General features: G+C 47.3%; 19 protein-coding genes. 13 read left to right on the forward strand and 6 right to left on the reverse strand.

Annotated elements, in window-relative coordinates; translation table 11 throughout:
• Positions 1 to 28 precede the first annotated feature (28 nt).
• The 3 genes from ACQ31U_RS07225 to ACQ31U_RS07235 form a co-directional block, all read right to left on the reverse strand.
• Complete coding sequence (locus tag ACQ31U_RS07225) at positions 29 to 1,096, reverse strand: Gfo/Idh/MocA family protein (RefSeq protein ID WP_431050698.1); 1,068 nt, start codon at positions 1,094 to 1,096, stop codon at positions 29 to 31.
• 4 nt (positions 1,097 to 1,100) lie between these two features.
• Positions 1,101 to 1,802: a FadR/GntR family transcriptional regulator gene (locus ACQ31U_RS07230; protein ID WP_431050700.1), complete on the reverse strand. Its 702-nt coding sequence runs from the start codon at positions 1,800 to 1,802 to the stop codon at positions 1,101 to 1,103.
• Between the two features lie 122 nt (positions 1,803 to 1,924).
• A complete protein-coding gene (locus ACQ31U_RS07235) occupies positions 1,925 to 2,821 on the reverse strand; it encodes a DMT family transporter (RefSeq protein WP_431050702.1) in 897 nt (298 codons plus the stop codon).
• Positions 2,822 to 3,012: 191 nt separating this feature from the next.
• Between ACQ31U_RS07235 and ACQ31U_RS07240 the strand changes: the two genes are divergently transcribed.
• The 5 genes from ACQ31U_RS07240 (at position 3,013) to ACQ31U_RS07260 (ending at position 8,485) form a co-directional block, all read left to right on the forward strand.
• Complete coding sequence (locus ACQ31U_RS07240) at positions 3,013 to 4,113, forward strand: ABC transporter ATP-binding protein (RefSeq protein WP_431050704.1); 1,101 nt, start codon at positions 3,013 to 3,015, stop codon at positions 4,111 to 4,113.
• A 31-nt stretch (positions 4,114 to 4,144) separates the two neighbouring features.
• Positions 4,145 to 5,500, forward strand: a complete 1,356-nt coding sequence (locus tag ACQ31U_RS07245; protein WP_431050706.1) for an ABC transporter substrate-binding protein — start codon at positions 4,145 to 4,147, stop codon at positions 5,498 to 5,500.
• Positions 5,501 to 5,601: 101 nt separating this feature from the next.
• Positions 5,602 to 6,480, forward strand: a complete 879-nt coding sequence (locus ACQ31U_RS07250; protein WP_431050708.1) for a carbohydrate ABC transporter permease — start codon at positions 5,602 to 5,604, stop codon at positions 6,478 to 6,480.
• A 3-nt stretch (positions 6,481 to 6,483) separates the two neighbouring features.
• Positions 6,484 to 7,317 carry a carbohydrate ABC transporter permease gene (locus ACQ31U_RS07255; RefSeq protein WP_431050710.1) on the forward strand — a complete coding sequence of 278 codons (834 nt, stop codon included), beginning with the start codon at positions 6,484 to 6,486 and terminating at the stop codon, positions 7,315 to 7,317.
• A 64-nt stretch (positions 7,318 to 7,381) separates the two neighbouring features.
• Positions 7,382 to 8,485, forward strand: coding sequence for a Gfo/Idh/MocA family protein (locus tag ACQ31U_RS07260; RefSeq protein WP_431050712.1), 1,104 nt, complete (start codon positions 7,382 to 7,384; stop codon positions 8,483 to 8,485).
• 51 nt (positions 8,486 to 8,536) lie between these two features.
• Here ACQ31U_RS07260 and ACQ31U_RS07265 read toward each other — a convergent pair whose 3' ends face one another.
• The gene (locus ACQ31U_RS07265) at positions 8,537 to 9,337 is read right to left on the reverse strand and encodes a sulfite exporter TauE/SafE family protein (RefSeq protein WP_431050714.1); all 801 of its coding nucleotides are present in this window, start codon (positions 9,335 to 9,337) and stop codon (positions 8,537 to 8,539) included.
• A gap of 240 nt (positions 9,338 to 9,577) precedes the next feature.
• On the opposite strand from ACQ31U_RS07265, the gene ACQ31U_RS07270 reads away from it, so the two are divergent.
• From ACQ31U_RS07270 to treC, 8 genes are all read left to right on the forward strand, one after another.
• Entirely contained in the window at positions 9,578 to 11,254 is a 1,677-nt protein-coding gene (locus ACQ31U_RS07270) for a solute:sodium symporter family transporter (RefSeq protein ID WP_431050716.1), read from the forward strand.
• Between the two features lie 180 nt (positions 11,255 to 11,434).
• Positions 11,435 to 12,880: a sulfatase-like hydrolase/transferase gene (locus ACQ31U_RS07275; RefSeq protein WP_431050718.1), complete on the forward strand. Its 1,446-nt coding sequence runs from the start codon at positions 11,435 to 11,437 to the stop codon at positions 12,878 to 12,880.
• Between the two features lie 118 nt (positions 12,881 to 12,998).
• A complete protein-coding gene (locus ACQ31U_RS07280; protein ID WP_431054304.1) occupies positions 12,999 to 13,595 on the forward strand; it encodes a Crp/Fnr family transcriptional regulator in 597 nt (198 codons plus the stop codon).
• A gap of 198 nt (positions 13,596 to 13,793) precedes the next feature.
• Positions 13,794 to 14,948, forward strand: coding sequence for an anaerobic sulfatase maturase (locus ACQ31U_RS07285; RefSeq protein WP_431050720.1), 1,155 nt, complete (start codon positions 13,794 to 13,796; stop codon positions 14,946 to 14,948).
• A 132-nt stretch (positions 14,949 to 15,080) separates the two neighbouring features.
• The gene (locus ACQ31U_RS07290) at positions 15,081 to 15,899 is read left to right on the forward strand and encodes a D-hexose-6-phosphate mutarotase (protein WP_431050722.1); all 819 of its coding nucleotides are present in this window, start codon (positions 15,081 to 15,083) and stop codon (positions 15,897 to 15,899) included.
• A gap of 52 nt (positions 15,900 to 15,951) precedes the next feature.
• The gene (gene treR, locus ACQ31U_RS07295; protein WP_431050724.1) at positions 15,952 to 16,896 is read left to right on the forward strand and encodes a trehalose operon repressor TreR; all 945 of its coding nucleotides are present in this window, start codon (positions 15,952 to 15,954) and stop codon (positions 16,894 to 16,896) included.
• A gap of 113 nt (positions 16,897 to 17,009) precedes the next feature.
• Complete coding sequence (gene treB, locus ACQ31U_RS07300) at positions 17,010 to 18,428, forward strand: PTS trehalose transporter subunit IIBC (protein WP_431050726.1); 1,419 nt, start codon at positions 17,010 to 17,012, stop codon at positions 18,426 to 18,428.
• A complete protein-coding gene (treC, locus tag ACQ31U_RS07305; protein ID WP_431050728.1) occupies positions 18,428 to 20,077 on the forward strand; it encodes an alpha,alpha-phosphotrehalase in 1,650 nt (549 codons plus the stop codon). Before treB ends, treC begins: the two co-directional genes overlap by 1 nt.
• A gap of 85 nt (positions 20,078 to 20,162) precedes the next feature.
• Here treC and lysS read toward each other — a convergent pair whose 3' ends face one another.
• Complete coding sequence (gene lysS, locus ACQ31U_RS07310) at positions 20,163 to 21,671, reverse strand: lysine--tRNA ligase (RefSeq protein ID WP_431050730.1); 1,509 nt, start codon at positions 21,669 to 21,671, stop codon at positions 20,163 to 20,165.
• A 34-nt stretch (positions 21,672 to 21,705) separates the two neighbouring features.
• A protein-coding gene (gene prfB, locus ACQ31U_RS07315; RefSeq protein ID WP_431050732.1) for a peptide chain release factor 2 occupies positions 21,706 to 22,804 on the reverse strand; the annotation gives its coding sequence in 2 pieces (ribosomal slippage) (positions 21,706 to 22,728 and positions 22,730 to 22,804; 1,098 coding nt in all).
• Between the last annotated feature and the right edge of the window lie 46 nt (positions 22,805 to 22,850).

The raw sequence follows: 22,850 nt of genomic DNA on the forward strand, positions 1-22,850 counted from the left end.
GTAAAATGCGAATCAAGTCGAAATTCACTTAATATTCGACCTTAATTAAAGCTTTTTCGTGAATCGAACGTTTGGCGGCAACGGCGACGCAGACCGCACGCATTGGGCTGTGGTTTAATACGCTGGCTTGTTGCTGCCGGAGGTGGTTTATCACGCTTAAGGCTTCGATTTCAACGGCACGGCTTAACCAAAAAGGGCACAGCCCATTGATTTGATTATATTTTTGTATGCTTTTGCCGTTTTCGCGCATCGAGAGATCAGCCTCGAATTCATCGTATAGATTAAACTGCCGGCGATGTCCGTCGGCAAAGGAGAGTGTCAGGGTCGAGGTGAAAAAATTCACCACCAGTGATCCCAGTTCGCCGTGAATCGCAATGCCCCATTCATGTAAGCGGTAGGCGGTGCCCATTTCCAACGAACCGAATACGCCGCTTTTAAATTGCATTAGCAATTGGATAATATCGTGATTGTCCGGCGTGTCGGGATGGGCGCGATTGCTGGATTGGGCATAGACCGAATCGACTTCGCCCAATAGCCAGCACAGCAAATCCAGTTCATGGATTTCATGTAATAACTTGCCGCCGGTGAGGTTGATATCGTTTTTCCACCAATCTTTATCGCGTGCCGAATCAATCCACCGCTGGCGGTTGGCGCGCGCAACGGTGATTTTGCCCAAGGCATTTTCGTCGATCAGCTGTTTTGCTTTCAGCAAGCCGGGCAGCGTACGCAAGACATGACCGATAAATACCGGCTGTTTGACTTGCTCGGCGTGTTGTAAAATGCGCCGGCAATCCTCGATCCGGGTTGCAAACGGGGTTTCGATAAATACCGCACTTCCTGCATTTAATGCCGCTTCGGCAACGGCGCGATGTGCCGAATTGTAAGTGGCGATCAGCACCAGATCAAGGTGTTGGCTTGCCAACATGTCTTCACAGTTCAGGTAAGCATTACAGGTTAATTTGTCGGCTAAATTAGCGGCTAATTGGTGGTTGATGTCGGTCACGCCGACGATTTTTGCACCGCACTGCTGAAATGCCAACGCCAGTTGCTGCCCAAAAAATCCGCAACCGACCAAAGCGATGTTAAGGGTGTTCATATGCTTATGCTTCCTTTGTGGTTAAACGTTGTCTGATTCGTTGAAAGTAAACCAAAATGGCGTGTTGCACTCTTTCCAGATCGCGTGCTTCAATCGCATCCACCCATTCGCGGTATTGCATGGCGATCGTCGAAGCGGCAACGGTATTCGGTGGTAATTCATGTTCTAATAGCTGATAAATCTGCCAAAATGCGTCGAGATATTGCGACAGCAGATGATTTTCGACCGCTTGATAAACCAATAAATGAATTTGCCGCTCTTCTTCATCGGAAAAGGCGGCGACGCGGGCATTCGCTTCAATCGCGGCGACCAAACTTTGCAATTGCTCAACTTGTTGATCGCTGATTTTTGCCAGCGCAATCGGGGCAAAACCGTATTGGAGAATTTCACGCACATCAAGAATATCCAATAAGCATTTGATGTCGTTATGTAGGTGTAATTGCGCATGAAACGCCAGTCCGCGAATCATCGGCACTAAAGAAGACTCGCCGACAAAGGTTCCTATGCCGTGATGGATATCCAAAATATGCAATGCTTCCAATGACTTGATCGCTTCGCGTAAGCTGGAACGGCTTACGCCGAGCAATTCAATCAACTCATTTTCCGTGGGCATTAAATCGCCCGGCTTTAGCTGGTTGTCTAAAATCAGCTGCTTGATTTTTTCTTGTAGTGCTAAGGTTGCCGCTTTTTTGGTTAATTTTTTCATTTTCAGAAAATGTTCTATCGTTGGGATAGATATATGATGTCTTATGTTTATCGTCGATATTAAAACATTTTATGTGCATTGTCAGGTTAATATTGCCACTGGTAGTAGAATAATCATCCGCTTTATCCCTTTTGCTTTTTTAATGCGACGGCACAACCGACGATCACAATGACGGCAGCGAGCATTTGATAAAAATTAAGCGTTTCGTCTAATAATAAATAAGCCATCACTGCCGCGGAAATCGGAACCAGCAATTGAATCATATTGAAAGCAACAATGCCTTGTTGCTGCATGATATAGAATGCCATGAGCATGCCGATCAGAATGCCGTAAATCCCTGACAACGCCAACCCGGACAATAACCCTCCGCTCACGTGCCCAAGTTCAACAATTTTGCCGCTGTACACTGCGATAGATAAAAAAATCAAACCGGACAGCATTGCGGTCATGGCGCTGATCACCAGGGTATGCAAGTGTTTGGCGAGGCGTTTAACGATTAAATTTTGTAGGGATTGGATCAGGATTGCGATACTCAGGAAAATAGCGCCGCGAATAAAGTCGCTGCTGTTATCGTGGCGCCCGGCATAAAAAATGAATAAGAACGAACCGATTATTGCCGACAGCGCGCCAAGGTAAAAAGTGCGGTTTTTCAAGCGCTGCCGTTCATCGGCATAAAAAATTGCCGCAATAAAAATCGCAAGCGGCATGGCTAATACGCCAAAAATACTGCCGGTTAAGGCGGATGTTGCTTGGATTCCGTTGATAAAAAAGTACATATTGCCGCTCATAAATAGCGCTAACAAGAGCAAGCCGAGCATAAATTGCGGGGCTTTGCCTATTTTTTGCCATTCATGGCGAAATTTGAAGAGCACGATGAAGAGGAGGAATAGTCCGCCGGAGAGAAAACGAACCGCATTGTTATTGATGGTCTCAAACTGTAGGCTCATATAGCGCATAATCGGAAATCCGATACCCATCAGCAGAACATAGACCATCGTAAATAGAGAAGGTGCGATCATCGGGGCCTCAAATTATTTGCAATCAATTGTTAAAATTGTGATCGAGATCGTTTTATTTTTCGCTAACATAAGACATCATATGTCTAAGCAAATTTAGATGTATGATGTCTTATGTTTTTGGATTTATCTTAAACCATCTTTCTGCTTTTGTCAGAAAAAGAGTGAATAAATACACGAATAAAGGAAACCCAATGGCAACGCTAGCATTAAATCATATTTACAAACGTTATAACAACGGTTTTGAGGCGGTACAGGATTTCAACTTGGAAGTCGCTGATAAAGAATTTATTGCATTAGTCGGTCCTTCCGGTTGCGGTAAGTCGACGACTTTGCGCATGATTGCCGGTTTGGAAGATATTTCCGAAGGTGAATTTTATATCGATGATCGCTTGGTTAATGCAGTCGAAGCCAAAGATCGCGATATCGCGATGGTGTTTCAATCCTATGCGCTGTATCCGCATATGAGTGTCTACGACAACATGGCGTTTGCATTGAAGTTGCGCAAAATGTCGAAAGCGGAGATTGATCGCAAAGTGAGAGAAGCCGCCGCCATTTTGGGCTTAGAGCAATTACTGGATCGCAAACCGAAAGCCTTGTCCGGCGGACAGCGGCAACGGGTTGCCCTTGGGCGGACGATTGTACGTTCGCCGAAAGTGTTTTTAATGGATGAGCCGTTGTCCAATCTGGATGCCAAGCTGCGCAGCAATATGCGCGCGGAAATTATCCGCATTCATAAACAACTGAACGCCACCACGGTGTATGTCACCCACGATCAAACCGAAGCGATGACGATGGCGGATCGGATTGTGGTGATGAACGCCGGGGTGGTGAAACAAATCGGTTCGCCGAAAGCGATTTACGATCATCCGGATAATCTGTTTGTTGCCGGCTTTATCGGCTCGCCGACCATGAATTTTATCCACGGCAAAATCGAGGATGGTTTTTTTATTACCGAAGATCATCAGCGTCTATGGATTCCGGAGGAGATATACCGACAGTTGAAAGCGCAAAGTGCGGTTGGTAAAGCGGTGATTCTCGGTATCCGTCCGGAAAATATTTCCAATGAACCGTTGCTGTTGGGCAGTTATCAAAAAGCGATGATAACCTCGCCGGTGCATGTCGCCGAACTGTTGGGGGCGGAATATATCGTACATACCGCCATCGGCAAGCAGGCGATTAAAGCGGTGGTACATTCGCGCCAGCAGATCAAAATGGACGAAAACATCAGTTTGGCGTTCGATATGAAACGGGCACATTTTTTTGATCCGCAAACCGAGCAATCGCTCTTATAACCAATCATGATTTATTGATAAGGAGTATTTTATGAGATTCAGAAAAATCATCACGGCAGCTGCTTCGGTTGTGCTTGCCGCCTTTATGTTAAGCGCTTGCGACGATAACAAAACCGCAGCCGGCGACAGTGCGGCGCCGATGGCAAACAATGGCGAATTGGCGGGTAATATCACGGTGTGGCATTCGTTCACCCAAGGCCCGCGTTTGGAAGTGATTCAAGCGGCGGCGAATGATTTTATGCAGCAACATCCGCAAGTCAAAATCAAGATCGAAACCTTTTCTTGGAATGACTTCTATACCAAATGGACCACCGGTCTGGCTTCCGGCAATGTGCCGGATATGAGTACCGCACTGCCGAATCAGGTGGTGGAAATGATCAATGTCGGTGCGTTGCAGCCGGTAAACGATTTAATCGACACCATCGGACGGGACAAGTTTTCTGCGGCGGCGATTAACGAAGGCACGCTTGAGAATCATAACTACTCGATTCCACTCTATTCGCACGCACAGGTAATGTGGATTCGTAAGGACTTGTTAGCACAAAACAATCTGCAAGTTCCGCGCACTTGGGATGAGCTCTATCATGCCGCCAAAACCTTGACCAAAGACGGCGTGTATGGGCTGTCGGTGCCGATGGGAACGAATGATTTTATGGCAACCCGCTTCCTGAATTTTTATGTCAAAAGTGGCGGCGGTAGTTTATTAACGCCTGAATTGAAAGTGGATTTGACCAGTCCGCTGGTGCAAGACGGGATCAAATATTGGGTGAAAATGTATCATGAAACCTCGCCGAAAGATTCGATTAATTACAATGTGTTGCAACAGGCAACGCTGTATTATCAAGGCAGAACCGCATTTGATTTCAATTCCGGCTTCCAAATCGGCGGCGTTCGGGCGAATTCACCGCAATTATTAGGCGAGATCGACGCTTATCCAATCCCGAAAATCAATGCAGGCGATCCGGATTACGGCATTGAAACCTCCAATATTCCACTGGTCGTTTGGAAAAACAGTAAACATCCCGAAATCAGCAAGGCCTTTATCGAAACCTTGTATCAAAAAGATCGTTATATCCAGTTCCTAAGCTCGGTGCCGGTCGGCATGCTGCCGGCGATCAGCGGAATTTCGGATGATCCGGCGTACAAAGACAATCCGATAATTAAACAGTTTGCCCATGCGGAACAGGTGATTGAAAGTGCGGTCAAAACCGGCACGGCAATCGGTTATGAACATGGGCCGAGCGTGCAGGGCGGTTTACTGACCAACCAACATATCATTGAAGCCATGTTCCAAGAGATTGTAACCCATGGTACGGATCCGATGGTGGCGGCACAAAAAGCAGAAAAACAACTCAATGAGCTGTTTGCCACGGTGACGGCACAATAGACGCTCCGGGGAGGGGCGGGCTTCGGTCTGCTCCAACCCACCTTCATCACCGTTCCTTAATCTGATTTCCAGTCCTAACGTGACAGGAAAGGGGGCTACTTATGTTTCAAAAAAGCTACACACGCTGGATCTTTGTGCTGCCGGCAATGATTGTAGTTTCGGCACTGTTTGTTTATCCGTTTCTCTCCAGTATTTTTTATAGTTTCACCAATAAAAATCTGGTAATGCCGTCCTATACCTTTGTCGGTTTTGCTAACTATAGCGCAGTATTGAATGATCCCAATTTTTGGTGGGCATTTCTCAATTCGATTAAATGGACGGTGTTGTCGCTGGTCGGGCAAGTATTAATGGGTTTTGCACTGGCAATGGCATTACATCGTATCCGTCATTTGCAATGGCTATACAAAATTTTGCTGATTATTCCGTGGGCGTTCCCGACCATTGTCATCGCCTTTTCTTGGCAGTGGATTTTAAACGGCGTTTACGGCTATTTGCCGAATATGATCGTCAAGCTGGGTTTGATGGATATTGCGCCGAATTTCCTCTCCGACAGCACTTGGGCATTCGTCAGCTTGGTTTTTATCAATATTTGGTTCGGCGCACCGTTGATTATGGTGAATGTGCTTTCTGCGCTGCAAACCGTGCCGGCAGAGCAGTATGAAGCGGCAAAAATCGACGGCGCCAATGCTTGGCAGGTATTCCGCCATATCACGCTGCCGCATATCAAAGTGGTGATCGGTTTATTGGTGGTGCTGAGAACGGTGTGGGTGTTCAACAACTTCGACATCATCTATTTAATCACCGGCGGCGGTCCTGCCAATTCCACCATGACCTTACCGATTTACGCCTACAACATGGGCTGGGGCACCAAACTGTTAGGGCGTTCTTCCGCCGTCACCGTGCTGCTGTTTATCTTCCTGCTGTTAATTTGCTTTATCTATTTCAAAGTGATTAACCGTTGGGAAAAAGAGGGGGAATAAGCAATGAAAAAGAAAAAATCAATTTTAGGCGATCTGTTGTCGCACGCGTTCTTGGCGGTTTCAACCCTCGTCGCGATTTTCCCGTTAGTCTGGATTGTGATTTCCTCGATTAAAGGCAAAGGCGAGCTCACCGGCGATCCGACCCGTTTCTGGCCGAAAGTGCTGACCTTGGATTACTTCGATAATGTCATTAATAACCTAAATTTTGCCGTCAATATTAAAAACAGCTTGTTTATCGCGCTGGTGACCACCTTGATTGCGATTATTATCTCCTCGATGGCAGCATACGGCATTGTGCGCTTTTTCCCGAAACTGGGCGCGATTATGTCGAAATTATTGGTGACAACCTATATTTTTCCGCCGATTTTGCTCGCCATTCCTTATTCGATTGCGATGGCGAAAGTCGGATTAACCAACACCACCACCGGGTTGATTATCGTCTATCTCTCGTTCAGCGTGCCGTATGCGGTTTGGCTGTTGGTCGGCTTTTTCCGTACCGTGCCGATTGAAATCGAAGAGGCGGCACGGATTGACGGGGCGAATAAATTTACCGTGTTTTTTAAAATCGTATTGCCGCTGGTGGCACCGGGCATTGTGGCAACCGCGATTTATACCTTTATCAATGCGTGGAACGAGTTCTTGTATGCCCTGATTTTGGTCAATGACACCAGCAAAATGACGGTTGCGGTCGCTTTGCGCTCGCTGAACGGCGCGGAAATTCTCGATTGGGGCGACATGATGGCGGCGTCGGTATTAGTCGTTGTGCCGTCGGTGCTGTTCTTCTGCTTTATTCAAAACAAAATCGCCGGAGGCTTATCGGAAGGTTCGGTCAAGTAAATGTTAGCTGTATTAAATTTAAAAACAGTAGGTTAAATATATTCTTAATATTAGGAGAAAGAAAATGATCAACTATGCAGTGATTGGAGTGGGGTATTTCGGCGCCGATTTAGCCCGTATTATGAATAAACTGGATAATGCCAAGGTGACGGTGGTTTATGATCCGGCGAACGGCGATGATATTGCCAAGGAATTGGCTTGCGATCACGCGCCTAGCCTTGAGGCCGCTGTCAGTCGCGCCGATGTCGATTGTGTCATTGTCGCCACCCCGAACTATTTGCACAAAGAACCGGTGTTACTGGCGGCAAAACATAAAAAACACGTTTTTTGCGAAAAACCGATCGCTTTAAGTTATCAGGACTGCGATGAGATGGTGCGTGCTTGCGAGCAGAACGGTGTCACCTTTATGGCGGGGCATATTATGAATTTCTTCAATGGGGTGCAACACGCGAAGGAATTGATTCAGCAGGGGGTAATCGGCAAAGTGTTGTATTGCCACTCGGCAAGAAACGGGTGGGAGGATGAGCAACCGAGTATTTCTTGGAAAAAAATCCGTGAAAAATCCGGCGGGCATTTGTATCACCACATCCATGAATTGGATTGCGTGCAGTTTATTATGGGCGGTATGCCGAAAACGGTGACCATGACCGCCGGCAATGTTGCTCACCGTGGCGAACGATTCGGCGATGAAGATGATATGTTATTTCTTAATTTGGAATTTGACGACAATCGTTTTGCGGTGTTGGAATGGGGTTCCGCCTTCCGCTGGGGAGAACACTACGTGCTGATCCAAGGCGAAAAGGGCGCGATTAAACTGGATATGTACCATTGCGGCGGCACGTTGCGCGTAAACGGACAAGATTCCCATTTCTTAATCCACGAAACGCAGGAAGAGGACGACGACCGCACTCGGATTTACACCGGCACTTGCATGGATGGCGCAATTCAATACGGACAGCCGGGCAAACGCACCCCGTTGTGGTTAAATTCGGTCATGCACAAAGAAATGCAATATCTGAACGATATTATGCACGGCATGACCCCGAGCGCGGAATTTACCAAGCTATTAACCGGCGAAGCAGCCCGTGCCGCCATTGCCACCGCGGACGCCTGTACCAAATCCCGCAATGAAAACCGTAAAGTGGCGTTGGACGAAATTGTCGGTTGATCAATATCGGAGCGCACTTTGCTAAGATTGGCGCGGTAAAGTGCGCTTTTGTTACTTGGTTAAATGAATCAATAACATATATGCGGCAATGATTAATAGAATATAACCGAGTAGTTTTCGAGCAAGATCCGGTTTTAAAATCCCTCTGATTTTCATCGATAAGAAACTGGTCAGGAAAGAGCTGAGTACAACGATGATGACGATTGAAAAGCTGACATAACCCACTTGCCAGATGTGATCGAGGTGAAACGGCGGTTGCTTGGCGAGGTAGCCGTAAAGGCTGCCTAAGCCGCCGATTACCATCAAATAGTTACTGTACGGGGCGATTTGATATGGTTTGATACTGCGCAATTGTCCCAAGAGCGGCGCCATGATTGAGCCGCCGCCGATACCTGTCATGCCGGCAATGGTGCCGCCAAACAAACATAGCGCAGTCCCTTTGAGGTTTTCATTTGCATTGCTTTGCGCCGTTTGCATTTTGGGCGGGATAAATATGGTTTTGAGTGCGAGCAGGGTCAATGTGCCGACGAATACCCCGATAATGATATTGTCGATTAAATAAAAACTGGCTTCAAAACCAAATTGTACGCCGATAATCATACCGAATGACCAAAATAAAACCGACTTCATATTTATTTTAATTTTTTGCTGATAAAAATAAATTAAGTTAATTAATGCCGTACCAATCACAATGGTTAATGAAGTTGCCGCAATCATTTGCAGTGGGAAAGACGGAAATAAGGTATAGAGAATCGGCACCATTAATACCCCGCCGCCAATCCCAAAAACCGCCGACATTAAATTGGTGAGCATTCCGCATAAAATTAAAATACCAATCAGTGATACGCCCATAGTAAAGCCCTTATTACTTTTTGGCTTATTATGCCGATGAAAAATAAAGCCGCTTTATGATCATGCTCATATCGGGTTATATTTTTTTGGAGATTTTTTCCATTTTTTATCTTTTATTGGAAACTGTGATCGAACTCACGATAGCGCTATGATAATTATCATAATGCCGGCGAGGCGACTGTATTATGCTAAATCCGTATCTTATTCAGATACCTTATTTGATGAATATCGGAGGGTAATATGTTCCTTACAATCGTGAGTTTTCTTCTTGTTACAGGGATTGTCGGCTATATTTCGTGGCAAAAAACGAAAGGCGATGATTTAACAACCTCAAAAGGTTATTTTCTGGCAGGGCGTGGTTTAAGCGGATTAGTGATTGGTTGTTCAATGGTGTTGACTTCATTATCTACCGAGCAGTTAATCGGGGTTAACGCGGTTTCCTATAAAGGCAATTTCTCGATTATTGCTTGGACGGTACAATCGGTGATCCCGTTATGTTTCTTGGCACTGTATTTATTACCGAAATATTTGCGTAACGGTTATACCACGATTCCGGAATTTTTTGAAAGCCGTTTTGACCGTCAAACACGCTTAATTATGTCGGGATTATTCTTGGTATTTTATCTGTTTATCGTCATTCCGACCGCACTTTATACCGGTGCGATTGCCTTCAATAAAATCTTTAATTTAGAAGTGGTATTCGGGCTCAGTTATGGCGAGGCGATTGTCTATACCGTGATGGCGATAGGCATTGTCGGCGCAATTTATGCGATTTTCGGCGGTTTAAAAGCGGTGGCGGTGTCCGATACGCTAAACGCCATTCTTTTGGTTATCGGTGCATTATTAGTGCCGATTTTTGCTTTAGCCCATTTAGGCGACGGCAGTATCAGCGAAGGGGTGAGAACCATCACCACCACTCATGTGGAGAAATTCAATGCGATTGGCGCTGCAACTGATGCGGTGCCGTGGCCGGCGATTTTCACCGGGATTTTAATCGTGAATTTCTTCTATTGGACCACTAACCAAGCAATCGTACAGCGGGCGTTGGGGGCAAAGGATTTGCAATCCGGGCAAAAAGGGATTTTGATTGCGGCATTATTCTTGCTGACCTTGCCGATTATTTTAAACTTGCCGGGCTTGCTCAGTTTCCATATCTTCGGCGATACCTTAAATCCGATGGATACGTCTTATCCGGTACTGGTCAGTAAAGTGTTGCCGACGGCATTGCAAGGCTTCTTTATTGCGGCGTTGTTCGGCGCGATTTTAAGTACCTTTAACTCGTTCTTAAATTCTGCCGCGACCATCTATTGCAAGGATTTATTGCCGTCGCTCAGCAGCAAAGTGCGGTCAGACCAAGAATTGATCACCTATGCGAAAAAAGTCTCGGCGGTGATGGCGGTGCTGACCATGATTATCGGACCGTTATTGATGTTCGGAACCGATGGCATTTTCTTATTGACCAAACGTTTTGCCGGTTTCGTCAATATTCCGATTGTCGCTTTGTTTGCGGTCGGGTTGTTTAATAAAACCGTATCGGGGCTGGCGGCAAGAATCGCCTTATTGTTACACGTTATCTTATATTTCTCGATTGTTTGGGTGTTTAAAGTTCAGATTAATTTCGTGTATGTGATGGCGGCGTTGTTTGTGTTCGATGTGGCGGTGATGTTGATTTTGGGGCAGTTTTTGAAACGCGAGCCTTATCAAGACAGCAGCGTAAACCGCAGTGATGTCGATTTAACCAACTGGAAATACGTGCGCGTCACCGTGGCGTCATTAGTGCTTGGGTTAATTTCGCTACACGTGTTACTCTCTCCGTTAGGTTTGGCTTCACCCGACGGACAGCCGTTATTGGTATTGGCTGTGTATGTCGTATTGCAAGCGGTCTTGCTGGTGGTAATGCGAAATAAACAGGCGTAAAACATCACATTATTAATCCATAATGCGGGCATTCTTTTATCCGACAGCGACCGACGGTCGCAATCGGTTAAGCATTGATGAAAGGCTTTGCCTCTCTGAAGCAGCCGCAAAGCGGCTGATCTATGCGTAAGCTAGTACGGCTTTGCCGTGCTAGGCTAAATCACCAAACATGAGGTTGTAATGAATATTATCTATATTTTACTGGATCAGGTGCGCAAGGATATGTTGGGCACATACGGACATCAAATTGTCAAAACCCCCAACCTAGACCGACTTGCCGAACAAGGCATTCGCTTTAATAATGCCTTTACCCCGGCTTCCGTTTGCGGCCCTGCACGCACCTCGTTATTCACCGGGTTAATGCCGTCTACGCACGGCATTATCAAAAACGGCGAAAAAGGCGGCACTGGTGAAATCAGCCGCCAAGCGCCGAATATCGCCAATCTTGAGGGTTATAACACCTATGTTGTCGGCAAATGGCATGTCGGCACAAAATCCGTACCGGAAGATTATGACATTCAGGGGCATAATTTTGACGGCTACGGTTATCCCGGCAGCGGAGTGTATAAAAACTTGGTGTTTAACCAACCGCCGACCCATTCCAATCGTTATCACGAATGGCTGTTGGAAAATAACCACCCGATTCCGGAAGTCAGCAACGCCTATTTCGGCGACAACCCGCACTTACGGGTGCAGGAACTGTGCGGTTTATTGTCCGGCACAAAAGAACAAACCATTGCGTATTTCATCATTGACGAAGCGAAACGCTATATTCAGCAATCGTTGGAACAAAACAAGCCGTTCTTTACTTGGATTAACTTCTGGGGGCCGCATACGCCGTGCATTGTGCCGGAGCCCTATTATTCGATGTACAGCAAAGACGATGTGGTGCTGGACGACAGTTTCTTCAAACCGTTGGAAGGCAAGCCGGGACACTACCGCACGATTTCCAAAATGTGGGGCATGTGGGAAGCGAGCGAAGATCATTGGAAAGAGGTGATCACCAAATTCTGGGGCTATATCACCCTGATTGATGATGTGATCGGCGATTTATTCGCCTATTTGCACGCCAACGGCTTGTATGACGACACCTTTATCGTGGCAACCGCCGATCACGGCGATGCGATGGGCGCACATCGCATGATTGAAAAAGGCGAGTTTATGTTTGACACCACCTACAACATTCCGATGATTGTCAAAGATCCGCAAGCGGCGCGTGTCAATCGGCAAGACGACAACTTGATTTATCTGCATGATCTGACTTCGACGGTGTTCGATATTGCCAAACAGCCGATTCCGCCGGCATTTCACGGCGAAACCCTGCTGCCGATCACGCGCGACGAGAAAAGCAACGCCCGCAAAGGCGTATTGGCGCAGCTGGCGGGACATTTTGTCTATTTTGAACAACGGATGTGGCGGCGCAAAGATTACAAATTGGTGTTTAACGCCACCGATTTATGCGAGCTGTACGATGTGAAGCAAGATCCGCAAGAGCTGCACAATCTGTTTTACGATGAGCGTTACCGTGAGCTGAAAGCGGAAATGTTGGAAGAAATGCGAGTGGAAATGAAAAAGCTGGGCGATCCGTTGGAAAATTGGGTGTATCGGATTATTAACGAGATCTAGCTCAAAAAAACGAAAAAAAGCAAAGATAGAGCAGATGGAAATCGTTGTTTTGTCTTTGCTTTTTGTTAAAAAGCAGTCGAGAATAAAGCGATGTCCGGTAAACGTTGTGAGGAATATGATGGATAAAAAACCTATTTTGCCGACCGCACTTTCTTATTGCCAAGTGATTCATCTGCACAATTTACCCAAAGGGATGAGCGTATATGAGCAGGGTGAAGTGGCGCAAGAGTTTTATTACGTTAAACAGGGCTTGATCGGGCTGTATCATATGTTGGATAACGGCAAGGAGAGCTTGGTGCGTCTGTATCGGCAGGGCGACTATTTCGGTTTTCGCACGCTGTTCGGTTTGGGCGACAACCAGTATCATTGCAATGCCAAGGTGCTGATTGAGGCTGAGATCGTTCGCATTAAGCCGCAAAGCCTGGAATTGTTTTTTCTGCATAATTCGGAAATGACCAAGTTCTTATTGCAAACCTTAGCCAATGAATTGCGTGATGCGGAGCAGAGACTGGTAAAAAGCGCTTATCTGCGCACGTTGGATCGGGTGATTGACAGCTTATGTTTTTTAACCACCAATTTCCCTTATTACAATTGGACCTATCGTGAAATTGCCGAGTATGCCGGTTGCGAAACCGAAACCGCGATCCGTATTGGCAAAGAGTTAAAGCAAAACGGTTTGTTTAGCGAACTGTTGCCCAATCATAAAGCGAAATAGCGTTCCCTGAATGAATTTAAAGGGCGTGGGAAGTGCGGTTTTTCCTTCTCCCTTGATGGGAGAAGGTGTCCGCAGGACGGATGAGGGTGAAATAACCGCACTTTACCCCTCATCCTGATTTTCGCTTCTGAACGAAGCAAAAATCTGTCCTTCTCCCACAAGGGGAGAAGGATAATTCAAACTAAACAAGGACGCAGTATGTCATTTTTTGCCCCGCAAGCGCATTTTCATTTAATGGCAAAACCGAGCAGCTTTCACTGTAATATTCAGTGCGAATACTGTTTCTATTTGGAAAAAGAGCAGGATTTTGGCAAGAAAACGCCGTTCATGTCGCCGGAAACACTGAAAAATTACGTTAAAAATTATATCGAATCGCACAGCGGTGATCGGGTGGAATTTGCTTGGCAAGGCGGCGAGCCGACCTTGTTGGGCTTGGATTTTTTTAAACAGGCGGTGGCATTACAACAGCAATTTGCCAACGGCAAAATCATTACCAACGCGTTTCAAACCAATGGCATTGCCTTAAATCGCCAATGGGCGCAATTTTTCAAACAGCACCAATTTTTAATCGGCTTGTCGATTGACGGGCTCAGTGCGGTGCATAACCGTTACCGCCTTGCCAACAACGGCAGTCCGACCTTTGATAAAGTTTTGAATGCACTGGAATTATTAAAAGCCTACCACGTGGATTTCAATACCCTGACGGTGGTCAACGATCAAAATTGGGATAAGGGAAAAGAGACTTATCAAGCGTTAAAAGCCTTCGGTTCAACTTTTATGCAGTTTATTCCGATTGTAGAGTGCGCACAGACCGAACAGGCGCCAAAGTGCGGTCAAACCACCGCGTTTTCCGTGCCGCCGGAGGGATACGGGCGCTTTTTATTCGATGTATTTCAAGCGTGGCAGCCGCAAGATGTCGGGCAAATTTTTGTATTGGAGTTTGAGAATTTATTGGGGCAGTGGCTTGGCTATCCGTCCGGCAGTTGCGTACATCAGCCTACCTGCGGCAACTCATTGGTGGTGGAAGCGAATGGCGATGTGTACAGCTGCGATCACTATGTGTATCCGCAATATCAAGTGGGCAATCTGAATCAACAATCGCTGCGCGAGATTGTGCTGTCGCCACAACAGCGCCAATTCGGAGCAAACAAACAACAGCAACTGACCGCACTTTGTCGCCAATGCGAATTTTTGCCGTTGTGTCAGGGCGGCTGCCCGAAACATCGGATCGTAGCCGTCGAACAAGAGCCGAATTTGCACAACTATTTATGTGCCTCATACCGTTATTTTTACCGCCAAACCGCGCCCTTTATGCAGCAAATGCGGCAACAGATTCAGCAATCGAGACAATAAAAAACCTTTCTCCCTTGGTGGGGGAAGGTTGGACGGCTGATAAAGTCTAATTTCCCGCCCTCCGCATGCGGAGGGCGGTGTCCGAAGGACGGATAACCGTTTAAACCGCACTTTTATTATTAGGAGACAATAATGATACCTGAAAAAATTCAACAGTTTGCGCCGGCGCTCAGCCTTTATCGTTACCATGAAATCCCGGTGCTGCAACTCGACCATGCCGTCGGCTCGGCAAAAATTGCGTTGCAGGGCGCGCAATTACTGAGCTGGAAACCGCACAAGGGTAATGAGGATATATTATGGCTGAGCGAAATTGAGCCGTTTATCGCCGGTAATATGATTCGCGGCGGCATTCCGCTGTGCTATCCGTGGTTCGGCAATGCCCAAATGCCGATTCACGGCACCGCACGCTTGCGTTTATGGCAGTTGCGCGAGTATCGAATTGAAACAGACAAAGTGCGGTTAGTTTTTGATTTATTTGATGAAAACAACCGGCTCGAAGCGGGTTTAACCATGCTGTTCAGCGAAAAGTGCGAGCTGATTTTCACTCACCATGCAACACAAGCGGCACAACTTGCCTTTCACAGCTATTTCCGCGTGGGCGAGATTGAACAGATCGGGATTGTGCAAGCGTCCGATAGCGGTTTTAACGCCATCACAGGGCAAAGTGAAAACGTGCCGCACATGCGAAAAATCCAAAGTGCGGTCGATTGTATCTATCGCGACAATATCGACCGTAACCAAATTCTCGATCCGCAGTTGGCGCGCACGATTGAAATTCGTCATCATAACGCCGGCGAAATGGTGCTGTGGAATCCGTGGCAAACGCCAATGAGCGCAATGCGGCCGCAGGATTACCGCCGGATGATTTGCGTCGAAACCGCACGGATTAGCCGACCGCTTACCCAAGGGGAATCGGTGGCGGTGGAAATACTTTGCCGCGGATTGAATTAACTTTAGAAATGGCTTACCCTAATTATCTTGATTCAATAATTTTTAGATCTCAATGAATAAACTGACGATCAATGATATAGCACGCTTGTGTGGTGTCGGTAAATCGACGGTATCGCGTGTGCTGAATAATGACGCGAATGTCAGCCCCCAAACCAAAGAAAAAGTGCTGTCTGTGATTCAACAATATCGCTTTCAACCTTCTCGTTCGGCAAGGGCAATGCGCAAACGTGAAAGCAAGGTGATCGGTATTATTGTCACCCGCCTTGATTCGCCGGCGGAAAATCGCGTGCTGCGTGGTATGTTGAATGAATTGCAAGCGCAAGGCTATGAGCATATCGTTAGTGAGAGCCGCTTTGATGTTGCGTTGGTTCAGGAGCATTTGCAGTCGTTTCATCAGCGGCATATTGACGGGGTCGTGGTGTTTGCGTTTACCGGATTAGAACAGCGGATACTGGAGCCTTACCGGCATAAACTGGTTGCCATTGCCCGGCATTATCCTAACCTCGCCTCCGTGTATTATGATGATCGCGGCGCAGTCAATTTACTGCTTGAGCGTTTATATCAGCAACGACACCGTGATATCAGCTATGTCGGCATTGTTGCCGAAGACTATACGACAGGGCACCTGCGCCATCAAGCCTATTTGGATTTTTGCCGGCGGTATCAGCTTGAATCACATGCCTACTTAGGCGAGTTAGATTATTTGACAGGCTATACTTTTGCACCTTCCGCGCTACAGCCACAGACAACCGCCATTGTTTGTGCCACCGACAGCTTGGCGTTTGGGGTGCATAAATATTTATCAGAGCAACAGCGGCAAGACATTCAAGTATGCAGCGTGGGCGATAACAAGCTGTTGCAATTTCTGTTTCCGAATACACTGACGATTAATTTCGGTTTCTTTCGCGCAGGGCAAAGTGCGGTGCGTTTATTGTTAAATGTACTGGCCTCGCCTGATCAAATCGACCACCATTGCATTCATGGAGAATTTGTCTAAAGTGTGATCTATCGCACAAAAATAGAATATTTTTTGAAATTGGGAACGTTCCCATTGTGAGTTGGCTAAATTTTGTTACCATAGTTCGCAAATCATTTATCGAGGATATGACGATGGCAAAAACAATCGATCCAAACTTAGTGGCTCAACTTATTCAACTGATTGGCGGGCGAGATAATATCGCCACGGTGACCCATTGTATTACGCGTTTGCGTTTTGTGCTGAATGATGAATCAAAAGCAGAAACGGCACAGATTGAAGAATTGCCGATGGTCAAGGCGGTGATCTCCACCGGCGGGCAATACCAAGTGGTGATCGGGCAGGAAGTGGCGGATTACTATAAAATCTTATTGGATAAAACCGGGCTTGCCAGCGTGGATAAAGAGCAAGTCAAAGCGGCTGCCCGCCAAAATCAAAAATGGTATGAACAACTGATCTCCCATATGGCGGATATTTTTATTCCCTTATTACCGGCGTTAATTTCAGGCGGTCTGGTATTGGGTTTCCGTAACGTCATCGGTGATATTGCCATGTTTGATGACGGCACCAAAACGTTAGTGCAAATCAGTCCGTTTTGGAATAGCGTACACAGTTTCTTATGGCTGATTGGCGAAGCAATTTTCCATTTTTTACCTGTCGGAATTTGTTGGTCGATTGCGCGTAAAATGGGGACATCCCCTATTTTAGGGATCGTGTTGGGTATTACTCTGGTTTCGCCGCAATTAATGAATTCTTATGGGTTAGGTTCGCAAATACCCGATACATGGGATTTCGGCTGGCTGCAAATTGAAAAAGTCGGTTATCAAGCCCAAGTGATTCCGGCGATTATGGCGGGCTTGGCTTTGGCTTATATCGAGCGTTTCCTGAATAAAATTGTACCGAATTCTCTCAATTTAGTGATTGTGCCGGTGGTGTCAATTATCCTTGCCGTCTTCTTGGCTCATACCATTATCGGCCCTATCGGTCGTGAAATCGGCAACGGCGTTGCTTTTGTGGTACGCAATGCGATGACCGGTGATTTCGCCCCAATCGGCGCAGCGTTATTTGGCTTTTTATATGCGCCGTTGGTGATCACCGGTGTACATCAAACTACCTTGGCGGTTGATATGCAGATGATTCAAAATATCGGCGGAACACCGGTTTGGCCGCTAATTGCCTTGTCGAATATTGCGCAAGCTTCCGCCGTATTGGGGATTGTGTTGATCAGCAAAAAAGCCAATGAACGTGAAATTTCCGTTCCGGCGGCAATATCGGCTTATCTCGGCGTCACCGAGCCGGCGATGTATGGGATCAATATGAAATACCGCTTTCCTATGCTGTGCGCCATGATCGGTTCTGCCTGCGCCGCCCTGATTTGTGGCTTTGCCGGTGTGCTTGCCAGTTCTATCGGCGTGGGCGGTTTGCCCGGTATCCTCTCTATCCAATTGCCTTATTGGGCAACCTTTAGCGTAGCAATGCTGGTGGCGATTGTCGTTCCGCTGGTATTAACCATGATCGTTTATAAACGTAAAGCGGTTAAAGGAGAACTCTAGTGCGACGGACAACGCAAACGCAGTGGTGGAAACAAGGCGTTATTTACCAAATTTATCCTAAAAGTTTCCAAGATACCACAGGCTCAGGCAGCGGCGATATTCAAGGTATTATTCGGCGACTGGATTATTTGCAAACCTTAGGGGTGGATGGCATTTGGATTACCCCTATGTATGTGTCGCCGCAAGTCGATAATGGCTATGATATTGCCAATTACCGTGAGATCGATCCCAGTTATGGCACGATGGCGGATTTCGAGCAACTGATTGAACAAGCCCACCGACGCAATATCCGTATTGTGATGGACATGGTCTTTAACCACTCATCAACCGAACATGAATGGTTTAAACAGGGGGAAGATCCGAACAGTCCTTACCATGATTTTTATATTTGGCGAGAGCAACCGACTAACTGGCAATCAAAATTCGGCGGTAATGCGTGGAAGTGGTCGGACAAGGCGGGTAAATATTATTTGCATCTGTTTACCGATGAACAAGCGGATCTCAATTGGGAAAACCCGCAATTACGCGAAGAGTTATATCAAATCTGCCGTTTTTGGTCAGAAAAAGGCATTGACGGTTTGCGTTTGGATGTGGTCAATCTGATTTCCAAACCTGAGGTGTTTGAAGATGATTGCCAAGGCGACGGCCGCCGTTTTTATACCGACGGGCCGAAAATCCACCAATTTTTGCAAGAATTAAACCGAAAAGCCCTCACGCCTTATGGATTAATGAGCGTGGGCGAAATGTCTTCGACCCAATTAGAACATTGTCAGCAATATGCCAATTTAGAGGGTACGGAGCTATCCATGACGTTTAATTTCCACCATCTCAAAGTGGATTATCCGAACGGTGAAAAGTGGACATTTGCAGCACCTGATTTTGTGGAATTAAAACAGATTTTCAATTATTGGCAGCAAGGCATGCACAATAAAGCCTGGAACGCACTGTTTTTCTGTAATCATGACCAACCGCGCATTGTTTCTCGTTTTGGCGACGATAGCGCGTTATCCGCTAAATTATGGGCGATGGTGTTGCATGGCTTACAAGGCACGCCCTATATTTACCAAGGCGAGGAGCTGGGCATGACCAATCCGCATTTTGAGCGTATTGAACAATATCGCGACGTGGAAAGCCTGAATGCGTATAAAGCCTTGCGCGCCCAAGGCAAAAGTGCGGTGGAAATTTTGCAAATTTTAGGGCAAAAATCCCGTGATAATGGACGCACCCCAATGCAATGGGATAATTCGGCGCACGCCGGCTTTACTCAAGGCACACCGTGGATCGAAGTCGCCGCCAATTATCCGCAGATCAATGCCCAAGCGGCATTGCAAGATCCTGAATCCGTCTTTTATTTCTATCAAAAATTGATTCGATTACGCAAGCAATATGCCGTGTTTACCGATGGTGATTATCAGGATCTCGACCCTGCCAATCCGCATTGTTGGCAATATCTACGCAACGACGGCAAAAACCGCTTGTTGGTGATGGCGAATTTGACGGAGCAACGGCAACCAATCCGGCTTGATCCCGCCTTGTTACAAGGTTCATGGCAGTTACTATTAAGCAATGAACCGACCGATATTCCGCTATCAACACCGCTAACTTTAAAACCTTACCAAGCGTGTTATTTTTACGGCAAAAATGAATAGCGACGCTCTTGCCGCCGCGTGAAAAGAGCCGATAAAAAGCCGCTGTGATCAGACAATCACAGCGGCTAAAACGAATAAAGCGCAATTAATCTTTGTGTTGTCTCATCGCCGGGAACAGAATCACATCGCGGATTGACGGCGAGTTGGAGAAGATCATCGCGAGGCGGTCGATACCCAACCCTTCGCCGGCGGTCGGCGGCAAGCCGTGTTCAAGTGCGGTCACGAAGTCTTCGTCTTTGAACATCGCTTCGTCATCACCCGCTTCTTTGGCGGCGACTTGTGCGTCAAAGCGCGCGTTTTGGTCTTCGGCGTCATTGAGTTCCGAGAAACCGTTGCCGATTTCGCGTCCGCCGATAAACAGCTCGAAACGGTCGGTTACGTCCGGATTTTCATCGTTACGCCGTGCCAATGGTGAGATTTCCGCCGGGTGCGCCATTAAGAACGTCGGTTGAATCAGATGGTGTTCCGCCACTTCTTCGAAAATCGCGTTAATCACGCTGCCTAAACCCCATGATTTTTGTACTTCAATCCCTAATTTTTCGGCTAACGCTTTGGCTTGGACGAAATCTTGCAGCTGTTCAGGCTGGATATTGTCGCCGTATTTCAAAATTGCTTCGGTCATGGTTAAACGTTCGAACGGTTTGCCGAAATCGAAAGTGTATTCGCCGTACGGTACGCGGGTTGTGCCGAGAATATCCAATGCCAGTTTGCGCAACAGTTCTTCGGTGTTGTCCATCAAATCGTGATAATCGGCGTAGGCTTGGTAGTATTCCAACATGGTGAATTCCGGATTATGGCGCACGGAAACGCCTTCGTTGCGGAAGTTGCGGTTCAGCTCGAATACGCGCTCAAAGCCACCGACCACTAAGCGTTTCAGATACAATTCCGGCGCAATCCGCAGATACATATCAATGTCTAAGGCGTTGTGATGGGTGACGAACGGACGCGCCGCCGCGCCGCCCGGGATCACTTGCAGCATTGGGGTTTCCACTTCCATAAAGCCTTTATCGAGGAAGAATTGGCGGATACCGCTGATCACTTTGGAACGAATCACAAACGCACGACGGGAATCGTCGTTGCTGATTAAATCCAAATAACGTTGGCGGTAGCGCGTTTCCTGATCGCTCAAGCCGTGGAATTTATCCGGCAACGGGCGCAGCGCTTTGGTCAGCAGCTCAAGTGCGGTACAGCGCACGGTCAGCTCGCCGGTTTTGGTTTTAAACAGCGTGCCTTTTGCGCCGATGATATCGCCCAAATCCAACAGCGACATCAGGCTTGCATATTCGCCTTCCGCCAGCAGATCGCGCGCCACATACAACTGAATTTTGCCGCTCATATCTTGTAAGGTGATAAAACTGGCTTTGCCCATTTTACGCCGGGTCATGATCCGTCCGGCAACGCTGACCGCGATTTCTTGCGCTTTTAACGTTTCGCCGTCTTGGTTTTCATATTGATTGTGCAGATCTTGCGCCAAGTGCTCACGGCGGAAATCGTTAGGGAACGGGTTGCCTTGTTGGCGAAGTGCGGTCAGTTTTTCGCGACGCACCAACATTTCTCCGTGCAGATCCAGTTCCGGAAGTTGTTGTTCTGACATAATGTGTATTCCTTAGGGTTATTTCAATATTGGCTTACAAACCGGCTTTTAAGCTGGCTTCAATAAATTTGTCCAAATCGCCGTCCAACACCGCTTGGGTGTTGCGATTTTCAATGCCGGTGCGCAAGTCTTTAATCCGTGCGTCGTCCAACACATAGGAGCGGATTTGGCTGCCCCAGCCGATGTCGGATTTGCTGTCTTCCATCGCTTGTTTTTCGGCGTTTTTCTTTTGCAGTTCCATTTCGTACAACTTGGCTTTCAACTGCTTCATACACTGATCTTTATTCTTGTGCTGCGAGCGGTCGTTCTGACACTGCACCACGATTCCGCTTGGAATATGGGTAATCCGCACCGCACTTTCGGTTCTATTGACGTGCTGCCCGCCCGCACCGGAGGCGCGGTAAACATCAATGCGCAAGTCCGCCGGATTGATGTCGATGTCGATATCGTCGTCGATTTCGGGATAGACGAATACCGCACTGAACGAAGTGTGGCGGCGGTTGTTGGAATCAAACGGGCTTTTGCGCACCAAGCGGTGGATACCGGTTTCGGTGCGCAGCCAGCCGAAGGCGTATTCGCCGCTGACCCGAATGGTGGCGGATTTAATCCCGGCGACATCGCCGTCGGAAGCTTCCATCAGCTCGGTTTTAAAGCCTTTGCTTTCCGCCCAACGCAGGTACATCCGCACCAGCATTTCGGTCCAATCCTGTGCTTCGGTGCCGCCCGAACCGGCCTGCAAATCGACATAGCAATCGGCGCTGTCGTGTTCGCCGCCGAACATACGGCGGAATTCCAGTTGCGCTAATTTGGCTTCCAGCTCTTGCAGCTCGGCAACCGCTTCGTCAAAGGTGTCTTGATCCTCGGCTTCCACCGCCAATTCCAATAAACCCTCGGCATCTTGCAAGCCTTGATCCAACGTGCGGATTGTTTCCACCACCGCTTCCAACGCCGAGCGCTCTTTGCCTAGCGCTTGCGCTTTTTCCGGCTCGTTCCACACATCGGGCTGCTCTAATTCGGCGTTCACCTCTTCCAAACGTTCGACTTTTCCGTCGAAGTCAAAGATACCCCCGAAGCACCGCAGTACGTTCGCTGAGATCGCTGATTTGATTTTTTACGGGATTGATTTCAAACATTCTAAATAACCGATTCTAAATTGACTATAAAAGGGCAAATTATATG

Origin of the sequence: Testudinibacter sp. TW-1 (assembly GCF_050613185.1) — a bacterium.
GTDB lineage: Bacteria > Pseudomonadota > Gammaproteobacteria > Enterobacterales > Pasteurellaceae > Chelonobacter.